This is a genomic window from Streptomyces sp. NRRL F-5727 (genome assembly GCF_000719555.1).
In the GTDB taxonomy this organism is placed as follows: domain Bacteria; phylum Actinomycetota; class Actinomycetes; order Streptomycetales; family Streptomycetaceae; genus Streptomyces.
The window spans coordinates 1-13799 of record NZ_JOGX01000073.1 but is presented as its reverse complement, the minus strand read 5'-3'; the positions used below and the strand labels follow the sequence as shown (position 1 = coordinate 13799).

Sequence of the window (13799 nt, the reverse complement as noted above, 5' to 3'; positions counted from 1 at the left end):
GTACGGGCCGTGATGACCGCTACATTCACGCCGTTCCATGAGGGTCGAAACGGGCTGCCACCTGCGCCCGAAGGCAGGAGACCGCACAGCCGATGACGGAACGACCACCGCAGCGCGTCCCGAACCGCCAGCTCGCCGCGCTCATCGCAGAAGCCGGGTTCTCCAACGCGGGGCTCGCCAGAAGGGTGGACCAGCTGGGCCTGGAACACGGGCTCGACCTGCGGTACGACAAGACCTCCGTGACCCGGTGGCTGCGCGGGCAGCAGCCGCGCGGCACCACGCCCGCCCTCATCGCCGAGGTCTTCACCCGCCGCCTCGGCCGCCGGCTCTCCGCCCAGGACCTCGGCCTCGACGCCTGCGCGCCGGTCTACGCCGGCCTGGAGTTCGCCGCCACCCCGGAGGAGGCGGTGGACATCGTCAGCGGGCTCTGGCGCAAGGACTCCGGCAGCCACGCCGAACTCCGCAAGATCGCCTTCACCCCGGCCGGGCTCGTCGTGCCCAGCCGCGACTGGCTGATCGGCCGCGCCGACGACCGGGTCGCCCGCGGCGAGCCCGCCGCCCCCGTGCCGGTGGTCCGCCCCGGCGGGACCGGCGGCGGCCCGGTCCGCGCGATCGGCACCGACCCCCGGGTGCCCCCGCAGAGCCGCTTCTCCGTCCCCCGCCAGCGCGGCACCGAGCGCGGCCCGGGCCAGCGCGTCACCGGCGGCGACGTCGCCGCCCTCCGCTCCGTCGGCGACCTCTTCCGCACCCTCGACCACGCCTACGGCGGCGGCCACGCCCGCCAGGCGCTCGTCCGCTACCTGGAGCACGAGGCCGAGCCCATGCTCCGCGGCACCTACGGCGAGGCCACCGGCAGGCGCCTCTTCGCCGCCGCCGCCGACCTCACCCGGCTCGCCGGCTGGACCTCGTACGACATCGCCGCCCACGGCCTCGCCCAGCGCTACTTCGTGCAGGCGCTGCGCCTCGCCCAGGCCGCCGGCGACCGGGCCTACGGCTCCTACGTGCTCCTCACCATGAGCTGCCAGGCCGTCTACCTCGGCCACGGGCGGGAGGCCGTGCAGCTCGCCCGGGTCGCCCAGCAGGGCGTCGGCTCCGCGGCGCCCCCCGTCGTCCAGGCGATGCTGCACGCCGTCGAGGCCCGCGGCCACGCCGTCCTCTCCGAGGCCCGCGCCTGCAGCGCCTCCCTCGTCCGCGCCGAGCGGGCCCTGGAGGCCGCCCGGCCCGGCGACGAGGTGCCCTCCTGGGCCCGCGCCTTCGACGAGGCCCAGCTCGCCGACGAGCTCGGCCACTGCCACCGCGACCTCCAGCAGTACCGCCCCGCCGCCCAGCACGCCGAACGGGCCCTCCAGCTCCGCGCCCCCGGCTACGCCCGCAGCCGGCTCTTCTGCCGGGTCGTCCTCGCCACCGCCCGGCTCGCCCTCGGCGAGCTGGACCAGGCGTGCGCGCTGGGCGCCGAGGCCGCCCAGCAGGCCGCCGAGATGCGTTCGGCCCGCGCGATCGAGTACGTCCGCGACTTCGAGCGCCGCCTGGAGCCGTACCGGGACGCCCCGCCCGTCCGCACCTACCGCGACCGGGTCGCCGCCCTCGGCTAGCCCCGGCTAGGCGGCCTCCTCCTCCGCCTCCTCCAGGACCGGCGGGCGCAGCCCCAGATCGGCGAGGACGGCGCCGGCGGCGCGGGCCCCGGTGGCCAGCGTGGAGCGCAGGGTGCCCGCCCCGCGGTGGTCGCCGCACACGTACAGGCCCGCGAGCAGCCGCACCGAGCGGCACGGGTCGTGCGCCGGGGGAGTGGCGAGCACCGCGTCCCGGGTGTGGTGCAGGGCCAGCAGCTCCCACTCGTCCGTGGAGGTGCCGTACAGCGCCGCCAGGTGCTTGCGGACCCGCCGCTCGGCGTCGTCCGGCGGCGTCCCGAGGACCGTCGAGGTGATCAGCGGCCGGCCCGCCGGCGCCCGCGTCGGGTCCACCGCGCTCATCACCGCCGTGTGCGCCACCGGCCCGCCCGGGTCCGACTCGAGCAGCAGGGTCGGATCCGTCGTGGGCGCCACCGGCGCCGTGTGGTGCAGCACCGTCACCGGGTGGTACGCGGGCACCCGCAGGCCCGGCAGCAGCGCGGCCGCCGTCCGCGCCCCCGTCGCGAGGACCACCGCCCGGCAGCCGACCGTGCCGTGCTCCGCCGTGCCGACCCGGGCCGCCGACACCTCGGTGACCCGGACCCCGGTCCGTACCGTGCCCGGCGGCAGCAGCGCCGCGAGGCGTGACGGCACGACCGCCGACCCGCCCTCCGGCACCGACACCCGGCCCCGGGCGAAGGCCCGCAGCGCCAGATCGGCCCGCCGGCTCGACACCGCCAGGTCCGGGTCGGCGAGCAGCGCCGCCAGCAGCGGCCGCAGCACCGTCTGCACGGTCCTGGCCGGCAGCCGGCCCGCCAGCGCCTCCCGCGCGGTCCGCTCCGGCCGGGCGAGCAGCCGCTGCGTCGGCGTCGCCGCCAGCCGCACCAGCGAGGCGCCGAGCCGCGCCTGGTCCAGCGAGGCCGCCGGATGCCGGGGGGCGCTCGCGAGGGCGCGCGCCACGGTGAGCGCGCCCCTGCGGTTCCGGGGGTGCGGGGCGCCCCAGCGGGCGTACCGCCCGTCGGAGTGGACCAGCACCCCGGGCGCGAACGCGCGCGGCACCACGCCGGCGAGGCCCGGCAGGGCCCGCAGCTCCTCCGGCGAGAGGGTGAGCAGCCGGCCCACCCGGTCGAGCCGGAAGCCGTCGGTCTCCTCGGTGGCGTGCCGGCCGCCGACGAACGGCTCGGCCTCCAGGACCGCGACCGAGAGCCCCGCCCCGGTCAGCCGCCGGGCCGCCGTGAGCCCGGCGATCCCCGCGCCGACGACGACCACGTCGACCTCGTCGACCTCGTCCGTGTGCTGTGTCTGTCGTGCCAGCTGTGCGCTGCGTGCGGTACTGAGCACGTGCCCCTCCCCAGGTCTGCGCCGCCTGTTGGTGGCCTATGCCCCCAACAGACCCCCGGAATGCCCGAGTTCGCGATCCGTGTCGACTGGTGGGCACCGAGGGTAGGCAGCGCTCCCACGGCAGCGGGCCCGCGCGCGGCGGGCTTGCCGGTGCACGGGGGAGCGCAGGGAGCGCAGGGCCCCGGCGGGGAGGGGCGGTTCAGCGGGCGGCGGCGGCCCGGATCGAGTCGTCGATGGTGGGGAAGGCGAAGGCGAAGCCGGAGGAGAGCAGCCGCCCCGGCACCACCCGCTGGCTGCCGAGGACGTCCGCCGCGAAGTCGCCGAGGACGAGCCGCAGCGCGGGCGCGGGCACCGGGAAGGGGGTCGGGCGGCGCAGCACCCGGCCCATGGCGGCGGTCACCTCGCGGTTGGTGACCGGCTCGGGAGCGGTGAGGTTCACCGGCCCGGAGAGCGTCGGAGTGTCCATCAGGTGCCGCAGCGCGGCGACCTCGTCGTGGAGCGAGATGAAGGACCAGTACTGGCCGCCGTCGCCCATCCGTCCGCCGAGCCCCGCCCGGAAGACCGGGAAGAGCCGTCCCCAGGCGCCGCCCTGACGGGCCACCACCAGACCGGTGCGGGCGTACGTCACGCGGATCCCGGCCTCCTCCGCGGGGGCGGCGGCGGCCTCCCACTCCACGCACACCGAGGGCAGGAAGCCGGTGCCGGCCGGGGCGCTCTCGTCCACCGCGCGGCTGCCGGTGTCGCCGTACCAGCCGAGGGCCGTGCCGCAGACCAGCGTCTCCGGCGGCTCGGCGAGCCCGGCGAGTGCCTGCGCGATCGCGGTGGTGCCGAGCACCCGGCTGTCCCGGATCTCCTTCTTGTACGCCTCGGTCCACCGGCGCTCGCCGACGCCGGCGCCGGCCAGGTGCACCACGGCGTCCACGCCGACGAGCCCGGCGGAGTCCACGTACAGCCGCTTCGGGTCCCACTCGACCTCGTCGGCGGTCCTGGCGGGCCGGCGGACGAGCCGGAGGACGTCGTGCCCGTCGGCGCGCAGGGAGCGGACGAGGGCGGCGCCGATGAGACCGGAGGCCCCGGTGACGGCGACGCGCTTGCGGTGGGCGGAAGGCTGCATGCGTCCATCCTGCCCGGTGGGCCCCCGGCGTGGCAGAGTGGCCGGCATGACCGCGCCGGAGACCTTCGTGATCCGAGCCGCCCAGCCGGGCGACGCCGAGCCGCTGGGCGCCCTGGACCGGGCCACCTGGTCGCCGCTGCACGCGGTGCTGCCGCCGCCCTCGGAGCCGTACCCGCCCTTCTTCGACGAGCGCCACCGGCCCGCGGACTACCTCGTCGCCGAGCGCTCCGGCGTCCTCCTCGGGTACGTGCGGGTGGCGCGGCCCACGCCGCTCGACTCCAACGCCCACGTCCGCCAGGTCCAGGGCCTCGCCGTCGCGGACGAGGCGCGCGGCCAGGGGGTGGGCCGCGCCCTGCTGCGGGCCGCCCTGGCGAAGGCGGCCGCCGACGGCGCCACCCGCGTCACCCTGCGGGTCCTCGGCCACAACGTCCCCGCCCGCGCGCTCTACGAGGCCGAGGGCTTCGCGGTGGAGGGCGTCCTGCCGGGCGAGTTCTCCAGTACGAGGACTTCCACCCGGCACGCCGAGAGCACGCACCTGACGCCGCGGGGCCGCCCTTCGGGCGACGACGGGAGTTTGACGACAGGACCTAGGACCCGTCCGACCCCGGGTCCTGGCTCCACAGCGTCACGCCGCCCATCAGCTCGCGCAGGCAGCGCAGGGCGAGGGCGGCGGGGGAGCCGGGGCCGTCGACGGGGGCCTCGGACTCCGCCCAGCTCTCCAGGGCGATGCGGATCGCGTCGGTGGCCGCCGCCGCGGCGAGCCGTACCTCCAGCGGGTCGGCCGCCGGTCCGGCCAGCTCTCCCAGGACCTCCCGCAGCCGCTCCTCCGACTCCTGGTTGACCCGGTACCAGACCGCCCGCAGCGCCGGGTCCTCGGCCGAGGCGCGCAGCAGCCCCCGGGTCCAGCGCAGGCCCTCGGCCCCGGCCTCGTCCACCGGGGTGAGCGAGGCGGCGATCGAGCCCTCCAGGGCGGCCGGCAGGGGCGTGCCGGGAGCGGTGGCGGCGAGCGACTCCCGCCAGCGGTCGGCGCCGCCCGCGAGCAGCGGGGCGACGGCGTCCTGCTTGGAGCGGAAGTAGCGGTAGAAGGTGCGCAGCGCGACCCCGGACCGCAGGGCGATGGACTCGGCCGTGGTGCCGTCCGGCCCGTGCTCGGTGAAGAGCTCGGCCGCCGCGCGGGCGATGTCCAGCTGGGTGGCGGCCTTCCGGCGCTGGGTCAGGGAGGGCGTCGCCGGGGCCGGCTCGGGTCGCTTGGTCACCGTACGAGGGTACGCCTCCACACCCCGGAAGTGCGCGATGTGCACATGTGGCAAAACGTGCCACGTGGGCGTACGGTGGCAGCGATTCTCCGCCAGCCCCCAACCGAGAGGCCCCGCCATGAACCAGCTCACCCGCTACGAAGGACGCCGCGCCCTGGTCACCGGCGGCGGCTCCGGCATCGGCCAGGCCACCGTCCTGCGCATGCTCGCGGAGGGCGGCCGGGTCGTCGCCGCCGACATCAGCGAGGACGGTCTCAAGGACACCGCCGCCAAGGCCGGGGACCACGCCGGGCGCCTCACCACGGTCGTCGTGAACGTCGCCGACGAGGAGTCCGTACGGGCCGGCGTCGCCGCCGCCGTCACCGCCCTCGGCGGCCTCGACGTGCTGGTCAACGCGGCCGGGGTGCTCCGCTCCTCGCACACCCACGAGACCGGCCTCGACGCCTTCGAGCAGGTGCTCCGGATCAACCTGACCGGCACCTTCCTCATGATCCGCGAGGCGGTCCCGGCACTCCTGGAGGGCGACGGCGCCGCCGTCGTGAACTTCTCCTCCACCTCGGCGACGTTCGCCCACCCCTACATGGCGGCCTACGCGGCCAGCAAGGGCGGCATCCAGTCCATGACCCACGCCCTGGCCGCCGAGTACGCCAAGCAGGGCATCCGCTTCACCGCCGTCCAGCCCGGCTCCATCTCCTCCGGCATGACCGACGGCTCCGGCGCCAGCAGGCAGTCCGTGGGCCCCGGCCTCCCCGCCGACGCCGACATGACGCTCTTCACGAAGCTCGCCCCCGCCCTCGGCCAGGGCTTCGCGGGCCCCGAGACCGTCGCCGGCGTCGTCGCGATGCTCGCCTCCGAGGACGGCCGCTTCATCACCGGCACCGAGGTCCGCGTCGACGGCGGCACCCACTTCTGAGCGCGACCGCCCGGTTCGGGCCCGGCCCCGCGGTCAGGGCCTGAACCGCTCCCACAGCCGGGGCAGCCGGGCCGCCAGGGCCTCCTCGTCCGCCAGGTCCAGCGGGACGCCCTCCGGCTCCCCGTCCGGCATCACGATCCCCAGGTCCGGCGTCTCCGTCCCGGTCAGCGTCTCGTACGCCTCGTCCGCCGCGAAACCGAGCTCCTCGCCGTCCCCGTCCAGCTCCGGATCGAAGGCGTCCAGCAGCTCCGCGAGCTCGTCCGGATCCGCGACCCCGCCCTCGTACACCTCCCGGCCCTGGCCGATCAGCCAGCAGCGGAACGCGTCGAAACCCTCCTCGACCGCCCCGGCGCCGTCCAGCAGCACCGCCGCCGCACCCCACACGTCCCAGTGGTACGCGCGGTTGAACCGGGCCTCGAAATGGCGCGCGTAGTCGAGCACCGTGTCCGGATCCAGCCGGGTCAGCCGCTCCACGAGCAGATCCGCCTGCTCCTCGGGGTCGCCCTCGGCCTCCTCGCGGGTGGCGTCGATGATCTCCCAGAACTCGGTCTCGTCCATCACGGCACCAGCATCCGGTCTCCGCGTCCGCGACGCACCCGGAAAGTCGTCTGCCATCCAGACAGAGGATGTCGGGTATTGCTGCCAGCCTGAACACCATGACCACCGAGAAGACCACCGACACCCAGCCGCTGCACGGACGGATCTGCCTGGTCGCCGGGGCCACCCGGGGCGCCGGACGGGCCATCGCCGTCCAGCTCGGCACCGCCGGCGCCACCGTCTACGTCACCGGCCGCACCACCCGCGCGAAGCTCAGCGAGGTCGGCCGCGCCACCGAGACCATCGAGGAGACCGCCGAACTGGTGACCGCCGCCGGCGGCGAGGGCGTCGCCGTCCCCACCGACCACCTCGACCCCGCACAGGTCCGCGCCCTCGTCGACCGGATCGACCGCGAGCGCGGCCGGCTCGACGTCCTCGTCAACGACGTCTGGGGCGGCGAACACCTCCTCGTCGACACCTTCGGCAAGAAGACCTGGGACATCGACCTCGCCGGCGGACTGCGGATGCTCGAACTCGGCGTGCGCACCCACCTCGTCACCTCGCACACCGCGCTGCCGTTGCTCAACCGGCACCCCGGCGGCCTCGTCGTCGAGGTCACCGACGGCACCGGCGCCTACAACGGCACCCACTACCGCGAGAACCTCTTCTACGACCTCGCCAAGAACGCGCCCATCCGGATGGCCTTCGGCCTCGCGAAGGAACTCGCCGACTCCGGCGGCACCGCCGTCTCCGTCAGCCCCGGCTGGCTCCGCTCCGAGCAGATGCTCGCCCACTTCGGCGTCACCGAGGAGAACTGGCGGGACGCGACGAAGCAGCTCCCCGACTTCGGCGTCTCCGAGTCCCCGGTCTACGTCGGCCGGGGCGTCGCCGCCCTCGCCGCCGACCCCGACCGCGCCCGCTGGAACGGACAGTCGCTCGACAGCGGCCGGCTCGCCCGGGAGTACGGCTTCACCGACGAGGACGGCTCCCGGCCCGACTCCTGGGGCTTCATCCTGGCCAAGGAGACCGACCCGGACACCCGGGTCGAGGACTACCGGTAACGCTCGGCCGCCGCCCGCGCGGCCTCGGCGAACCGCGCGCGCAGGGAGGCGGGGGCCACCACCTCCGCCTCCGGGCCCAGCCCGAAGAGCTGCCCGAAGGCGACCTCCTCGTTCTCCACCCGGAGCGTCGCCGTCACCCGCCCGTCGCCGTCCGGCACGGCACCCGCCAGCGCCTCCTCCGCCGCCGCCCGGTCCGTCACGAACGGCAGCCGGCGCGCCCCCGCCTCCGTCAGCCGCAGCACCACCTCGCCCCGCAGCAGCGAGCGCGCGAACTCCGCCGCGCGCTCCGCCCAGAAGACCGCCAGTTCGAAGTCCGGGTCGCGGTCGAAGCGCTCCTCGCCCACCGCCACCGCCGTGAACCGGTCCACCCGGTAGGTGCGGTACGAGCTTCCCGCGCGGGCGCACACGTACCAGACGCCCGCCTTCAGGACGAGCCCGTACGGCTCCAGCTCCCGCTCGACCTCCTCGCCGTCGCCCCGCCGGTAGCGCGCCGACAGCCGGCGGTCGTCCCAGACCGCCTCCGCCACCGCGGGCAGCAGCTCCGGCGTCTCCGGCTCCTGGTACCAGCCGGGCGCGTCCAGATGGAAGCGGCGGGCCGCCGAACCCGGCGCGTCCGCCAGCGACGGCAGCAGCGCCGCCGACACCTTCAGCCGGGCCGCCGAGGCCGCGTCCTGCAGGCCCATGTCCCGCAGCGCGCCCGGCAGTCCGGAGAGGAACAGCGCCTCCGCCTCGTCCCTGGCCAGCCCGGTCAGCCGCGTGCGGTACCCGCCGACCAGCCGGTACCCACCGGTCCTGCCCCGGTCCGCGTACACGGGAACCCCCGCCTCCGAGAGGGCGAGGGCATCACGCGTGACGGTCCGCTCCGACACCTCCAGCTCGGCGGCGAGCTCGGCCGCCGTCATGGAGGCACGGTTCTGGAGCAGCAGGACCATCTTGATCAAACGGGCGGCGCGCATGACCCCCATCATGCGCGCCGCCCGTCATTTCCGGCGCTCGGTTCGCCTCCGGGCGCCTTCAGCGGGCGCCGACGGTCGACCGTGCTCGGTCCTTCGTTCCTCAGGACCTGCGCGCGCTCTCCCTTTCGGCACCCGCGGCGCCCTTCGGCTCACTCGCCGGCGTCAGCCCTTCAGAGGCCGTAGCGCTCGCGCGCCTCCTTCACGGCCGTGGCCGGGACCTCGCCGCGGCGGGCGAGCTGGGCCAGGGACGCGGCCACGATCGACTGGGCGTCGACACCGAAGTGGCGGCGGGCCGCGGCGCGGGTGTCCGAGAGGCCGAAGCCGTCGGCGCCCAGCGACGAGTAGTCCTGCTCGACCCACTGCGCGATCTGGTCCGGGACCTGGCGCATGTAGTCGGAGACCGCGAGCACCGGCGACTCCACGCCCGCGAGGGCCTGGCGCACGTACGGGACGCGCTCCTCGCCGCGCAGCAGGGCGGCGTCCGCCTCCAGCGCGTCGCGGCGCAGCTCGGTCCAGGAGGTGGCGGACCACACGTCGGCGGCCACGCCCCACTCCTCGGCGAGCAGCTTCTGCGCCTCAAGCGCCCAGTGGATCGCGGTGCCCGAGCCGAGCAGCTGGATCCGCGGCGCGTTGGCGGGCACGGTCAGCCCGGCCGACTCGGCGGTGTTGAAGCGGTACAGGCCCTTGACGATGCCCTCGTCGACGCCCGCGTGGCCCGGCTTGGCCGGCTGCGGCATCGGCTCGTTGTAGACCGTCAGGTAGTAGAAGACGTCCTGGTCCTCGCCCGGCGCGGCCTCGCCGTACATCCGGCGCAGACCCTCCTTGACGATGGCCGCGACCTCGTAGGCGAACGCCGGGTCGTAGGTCAGCGCCGCCGGGTTGGTGGCCGCGATGACGGGGGAGTGGCCGTCGGCGTGCTGCAGGCCCTCACCGGTCAGGGTGGTCCGGCCGGCCGTCGCGCCGACGAGGAAGCCGCGGCCGAGCTGGTCGCCGAGCTGCCACATCTGGTCGGCGGTCCGCTGCCAGCCGAACATCGAGTAGAAGATGTAGAACGGGATCATCGTCTCGCCGTGCGTGGAGTACGCGGTCGACGCGGCGATGAAGTCGGCCATCGAGCCGGCCTCGGTGATGCCCTCGTTCAGGATCTGGCCGTTGACGGCCTCCTTGTAGTACATCAGCTGGTCGCGGTCGACCGGCTCGTACGTCTGGCCCTTCGGCGAGTAGATGCCGAGCGACGGGAAGAGCGACTCCATGCCGAAGGTGCGGGCCTCGTCCGGGACGATCGGGACCCAGCGCTTGCCGGTCTCCTTGTCGCGGACCAGGTCCTTCACCAGGCGGACGAAGGCCATCGTGGTGGCGACCGACTGGGAGCCGGAGCCCTTGTCGAAGGAGGCGAACGCCTTCTCGGACGGGGCCGGGAGCGGCGCGACCGGGTGGACGCGGCGGGCCGGGGCGGGGCCGCCGAGCGCCGCGCGGCGCTCCTTGAGGTAGCGGACCTCGGGGGAGTCGGCGCCGGGGTGGCCGTAGGGCACCACGCCGTCGACGAACTGCGCGTCCGAGATGGGCAGCTCAAGAAGGTCACGCATGTTCTTGAACTCGTCCGTCGTGAGCTTCTTCATCTGGTGGTTCGCGTTCTTCGACGCGAAGCCCTCACCCAGGGTGAAGCCCTTGACGGTCTGCGCCAGGATCACGGTCGGGGCGCCCTTGAACTCCAGGGCGGCCTTGTACGCGGCGTACACCTTGCGCGGCTCGTGGCCACCGCGCGAGAGGTGGAAGCACTCCAGGATCTTGTCGTCGGAGAGCAGCTGCGCCATCGCGGCGAGCTCCGGGTCCTTGCCGAAGAAGTCCTGGCGGATGTAGGCGGCGTCGCGGGTCTGGTACGTCTGGACCTGCGCGTCCGGCACCTCGCGGAGGCGGCGGACCAGGGCGCCGGTGGTGTCGAGCGCGAACAGCTCGTCCCAGGCGTTGCCCCAGAGGGTCTTCACGACGTTCCAGCCGGCGCCGCGGAACTGGGCCTCCAGCTCCTGCACGATCTTGAAGTTGGCGCGGACCGGGCCGTCGAGGCGCTGCAGGTTGCAGTTGATGACGAAGGTCAGGTTGTCCAGGCCCTCGCGGGCCGCCAGCGCGAGTGCCGCGGTCGACTCGGGCTCGTCCATCTCGCCGTCGCCGAGGAAGGCCCAGACGTGCGAGGCCGAGACGTCCTTGATGCCGCGGTTGGTCAGGTAGCGGTTGAAGCGCGCCTGGTAGATCGCGGAGAGCGGGCCGAGACCCATGGAGACGGTGGGGAACTCCCACAGCCAGGGGAGGCGGCGCGGGTGCGGGTAGGAGGGCAGGCCGTTGCCGCCCGACTCCTGCCGGAAGTTGTCGAGGTGCGACTCGTCCAGGCGGCCGTCGAGGAAGGCGCGGGCGTAGATGCCGGGGGAGGCGTGGCCCTGGATGTAGAGCTGGTCGCCGGAGCCGGGAGCGCTCGGGGACTCCTTGCCCTGGAAGAAGTGGTTGAAGCCGGTCTCGTAGAGCCAGGCCGCGGAGGCGAAGGTGGCGATGTGGCCGCCGACGCCGTGCTTGGAGCCGCGGGTGACCATCGCGGCCGCGTTCCAGCGGTTCCACGCGGTGATCTTCCGCTCCATCTCCTCGTCGCCGTCGATGGCCGGCTCGGCGGAGGTGGGGATGGTGTTGAGGTAGTCCGTCTCCAGCAGCTTGGGCAGGGCCAGGCCCGCGCCCTCGGCGTGCTGGAGCGTGCGGCGCATCAGGTAGGCGGCCCGGTGGGGGCCGGCGGCCTTGGTGACGGCGTCCAGGGAGGCCGCCCACTCGGCGGTCTCCTCGGTGTCACGGTCCGGGAGCTGGTCGAGCTCGCTCGGAATCTTGCCTACGGGATCGGTCATGATCGCCGCCTTCCGGACAGATGGGGGTGGAGATAAAAACGGTGCCTTGTCTGGCAGGACAGGGCGGAGGGCCGGGTGACGGCCCGCCGAAGACTGTAAACCGCCGATCGATGATCGATCAAAGGGTTGAAGCCGGAAACCTCTTCAGATCGAGAAAGTCGGCACAGGGTGCCGCGAAACCGGGCACCCGGTGCCTCCTTTTCGAACGCCCGGAAAACGCCGGAAGCCCCGCCGAAGCGAGGCTCTGACCTGCTGAAACGCCGGTGTACGGGTCAGGCGCGGGGGGCGCAGCCCAGCACGTGGGCCTTCACCAGGGCCCCGATGTTCGGATCGCCCCTGCGGAACGCCTCCACCAGCTCCTGGTGCTCCTCCGCGTACGACTTCTGCACCGTGCCCAGCCAGCGGATCGACAGCGCGGTGAAGACCTCGATGCCCAGGCCCTCCCAGGTGTGCAGCAGCACGCTGTTCCCGGCCGCCTTCACCAGCTCGCGGTGGAAGGCCACCGTGTGCCGGACCTGCGCGGTGCCGTCCGAGGTGGCGTCCGCCTCGTACAGCGCCGCCACGTGCGGCTCCAGCGTCGAGCAGTCGGCGGAGAGCCGGGGCGCGGCCAGCTCGGCCGCGATCTGCTCCAGGCCGGCCCGGACCGGGTAGCTCTCCTCCAGGTCGGCCGCCGTGAGGTTGCGGACCCGGACGCCCTTGTTCGGCGCCGACTCGATCAGCCGCAGCGACTCCAGCTCCCGCAGCGCCTCGCGGACCGGGGTCTGGGAGACCTCCAGCTCGGTCGCGATCCGGCGCTCCACGATCCGCTCGCCCGGCTTCCAGCGGCCGCTGACGATCCCCTCCACGATGTGCTCGCGGATCTGCTCGCGCAGCGAGTGGACGACGGGGACGGTCATGGAGCGGCTCCTCCGGGAGTTTCGTGACCATTAGACAATACGGCGGTGCCCCCGCCCGGACACACATCCGGACGGGGACACCGCTGGTGAGGCTCGTTACGTTGCCTCCTGGGCGCTGAGCGCTCTGGAGCCCTACAGGCCGAGGTCCACCTCGAACTCGCCGGCCTCCAGGATCGCCTTGACGGCCGTCAGGTAGCGGGCGGCGTCGGCGCCGTCCACCAGACGGTGGTCGTACGACAGCGACAGGTAGGTCATGTCGCGGATGCCGATGGCCGTGCCCTCGGCGGTCTCGATGACGGCCGGACGCTTCACCGTGGCGCCGATGCCCAGGATGGCGACCTGGTTCGGCGGGACGATGACGGTGTCGAACAGCGCACCGCGCGAACCGGTGTTGGAGATGGTGAAGGTCGCGCCGGCCAGGTCGTCCGGGGTGATCTTGGAGGCGCGCACGGCGGCCGCCAGCTCCGCGGTCTTCTTGGAGATGCCGGCGATGTTGAGGTCGCCCGCACCCTTGATGACCGGGGTCATCAGACCCTTCTCGGAGTCCACCGCGATCCCGATGTTCTCGGAGTCGAAGTAGGTGATCGTGCCCTCGTCCTCGTTGATCCGGGCGTTGATGACCGGGTGGGCCTTCAGCGCCTGGGCCGCCGCCTTCACGAAGAACGGCATCGGGGAGAGCTTGACGCCCTCACGGGCGGCGAAGGCGTCCTTGGCGCGGGCGCGCAGCTGCATCAGCTTGGTGATGTCCACCTCGACGACCGAGGTCAGCTGGGCCTGCGAGTGCAGCGCCTTCATCATGTTGTCGCCGATGACCTTGCGCATGCGGGTCATCTTGACGGTCTGGCCGCGGAGCGGGGAGACCTCCAGGGCCGGAGCGGCCTTCGACGCGGCGGCCGGGGCGGCAGCGGCGGCGGGGGCCGGGGCGGCCTTCTTGGCCTCGGCGGCCGCGAGGACGTCCTGCTTGCGGATCCGGCCGCCGACGCCGGAGCCCTTGACGGACGCCAGGTCGACACCGTTCTCGGTGGCGAGCTTGCGGACCAGCGGGGTCACGTAGGCGCCGTCCTCCGCGGGGGCGGCGGGGGCGGCCGGGGCCGGAGCGGCCGGGACCGGGGTGACGACCGCCGGGGCGATCGACGGGGCGGCCGGGGCCACCGGAGCCGGGGCGGCGGCGGGCGCGGCCGGGGCGGCCGGCGCGGGAGCCGGGGCCGGGGCCGGGGCGGCCGGGGCCGGAGCGGC

11 protein-coding genes and 1 pseudogene are annotated in these 13799 nt (G+C 74.4%); 4 read left to right on the top strand and 8 right to left on the bottom strand.

Annotated elements, in window-relative coordinates:
* Positions 1 to 92: 92 nt before the first annotated feature.
* Complete coding sequence (locus IF73_RS0132330; RefSeq protein ID WP_031014071.1) at positions 93 to 1592, top strand: hypothetical protein; 1500 nt, start codon at positions 93 to 95, stop codon at positions 1590 to 1592.
* Between the two features lie 6 nt (positions 1593 to 1598).
* Here the strand turns inward: IF73_RS0132330 and IF73_RS0132325 are convergent, their stop codons facing one another.
* Positions 1599 to 2921, bottom strand: a complete 1323-nt coding sequence (locus IF73_RS0132325) for an NAD(P)/FAD-dependent oxidoreductase (protein WP_051717538.1) — start codon at positions 2919 to 2921, stop codon at positions 1599 to 1601.
* Between the two features lie 226 nt (positions 2922 to 3147).
* Complete coding sequence (locus IF73_RS0132320) at positions 3148 to 4062, bottom strand: TIGR01777 family oxidoreductase (RefSeq protein ID WP_031014069.1); 915 nt, start codon at positions 4060 to 4062, stop codon at positions 3148 to 3150.
* Positions 4063 to 4108: 46 nt separating this feature from the next.
* On the opposite strand from IF73_RS0132320, the pseudogene IF73_RS39985 reads away from it, so the two are divergent.
* Positions 4109 to 4555 (top strand): annotated as a pseudogene (locus IF73_RS39985) (GNAT family N-acetyltransferase); the annotation flags it as partial.
* Positions 4556 to 4649: 94 nt separating this feature from the next.
* On the opposite strand, the gene IF73_RS0132310 reads toward IF73_RS39985, so the two are convergent.
* Positions 4650 to 5318, bottom strand: a complete 669-nt coding sequence (locus IF73_RS0132310) for a TetR/AcrR family transcriptional regulator (RefSeq protein ID WP_051717534.1) — start codon at positions 5316 to 5318, stop codon at positions 4650 to 4652.
* Between the two features lie 118 nt (positions 5319 to 5436).
* Between IF73_RS0132310 and IF73_RS0132305 the strand changes: the two genes are divergently transcribed.
* Positions 5437 to 6231 (top strand): SDR family NAD(P)-dependent oxidoreductase, encoded by a 795-nt coding sequence (locus IF73_RS0132305; protein ID WP_031014066.1) that lies wholly within the window; start codon positions 5437 to 5439, stop codon positions 6229 to 6231.
* A gap of 33 nt (positions 6232 to 6264) precedes the next feature.
* On the opposite strand, the gene IF73_RS0132300 is transcribed toward IF73_RS0132305, so the two are convergent.
* Positions 6265 to 6789, bottom strand: coding sequence for a DUF4240 domain-containing protein (locus IF73_RS0132300; RefSeq protein WP_031014064.1), 525 nt, complete (start codon positions 6787 to 6789; stop codon positions 6265 to 6267).
* Positions 6790 to 6887: 98 nt separating this feature from the next.
* Here IF73_RS0132300 and IF73_RS0132295 point away from each other — a divergent pair, with 98 nt between their 5' ends.
* Positions 6888 to 7829 carry an SDR family oxidoreductase gene (locus tag IF73_RS0132295; protein WP_037881204.1) on the top strand — a complete coding sequence of 314 codons (942 nt, stop codon included), beginning with the start codon at positions 6888 to 6890 and terminating at the stop codon, positions 7827 to 7829.
* On the opposite strand, the gene IF73_RS0132290 is transcribed toward IF73_RS0132295, so the two are convergent.
* The 4 genes from IF73_RS0132290 to sucB form a co-directional block, all read right to left on the bottom strand.
* Entirely contained in the window at positions 7820 to 8785 is a 966-nt protein-coding gene (locus IF73_RS0132290) for a helix-turn-helix transcriptional regulator (protein ID WP_031014061.1), read from the bottom strand. The genes IF73_RS0132295 and IF73_RS0132290 overlap by 10 nt on opposite strands.
* A 170-nt stretch (positions 8786 to 8955) precedes the next feature.
* Positions 8956 to 11667: a pyruvate dehydrogenase (acetyl-transferring), homodimeric type gene (gene aceE / locus IF73_RS0132285; RefSeq protein WP_031014060.1), complete on the bottom strand. Its 2712-nt coding sequence runs from the start codon at positions 11665 to 11667 to the stop codon at positions 8956 to 8958.
* A gap of 272 nt (positions 11668 to 11939) precedes the next feature.
* On the bottom strand, positions 11940 to 12563 hold the full coding sequence (locus tag IF73_RS0132280) for a GntR family transcriptional regulator (protein WP_031014059.1): 624 nt from the start codon (positions 12561 to 12563) through the stop codon (positions 11940 to 11942).
* Between the two features lie 132 nt (positions 12564 to 12695).
* A partial coding sequence (gene sucB, locus IF73_RS0132275) for a 2-oxoglutarate dehydrogenase, E2 component, dihydrolipoamide succinyltransferase (protein WP_031014058.1) occupies positions 12696 to 13799 on the bottom strand: 1104 nt, incomplete at its 5' end.

What these genes read in the sequence shown, in the direction of transcription:
- IF73_RS0132330 (WP_031014071.1), top strand. Translation starts at nt 93, where the DNA reads ATGACGGAACGACCACCGCAGCGCGTCCCGAACCGCCAGCTCGCCGCG.
- IF73_RS0132280 (WP_031014059.1), bottom strand. Translation starts at nt 12,563, where the DNA reads ATGACCGTCCCCGTCGTCCACTCGCTGCGCGAGCAGATCCGCGAGCAC.
- IF73_RS0132320 (WP_031014069.1), bottom strand. Translation starts at nt 4,062, where the DNA reads ATGCAGCCTTCCGCCCACCGCAAGCGCGTCGCCGTCACCGGGGCCTCC.
- IF73_RS0132295 (WP_037881204.1), top strand. Translation starts at nt 6,888, where the DNA reads ATGACCACCGAGAAGACCACCGACACCCAGCCGCTGCACGGACGGATC.
- aceE (WP_031014060.1), bottom strand. Translation starts at nt 11,667, where the DNA reads ATGACCGATCCCGTAGGCAAGATTCCGAGCGAGCTCGACCAGCTCCCG.
- IF73_RS0132300 (WP_031014064.1), bottom strand. Translation starts at nt 6,789, where the DNA reads ATGGACGAGACCGAGTTCTGGGAGATCATCGACGCCACCCGCGAGGAG.
- IF73_RS0132290 (WP_031014061.1), bottom strand. Translation starts at nt 8,785, where the DNA reads ATGCGCGCCGCCCGTTTGATCAAGATGGTCCTGCTGCTCCAGAACCGT.
- IF73_RS0132305 (WP_031014066.1), top strand. Translation starts at nt 5,437, where the DNA reads ATGAACCAGCTCACCCGCTACGAAGGACGCCGCGCCCTGGTCACCGGC.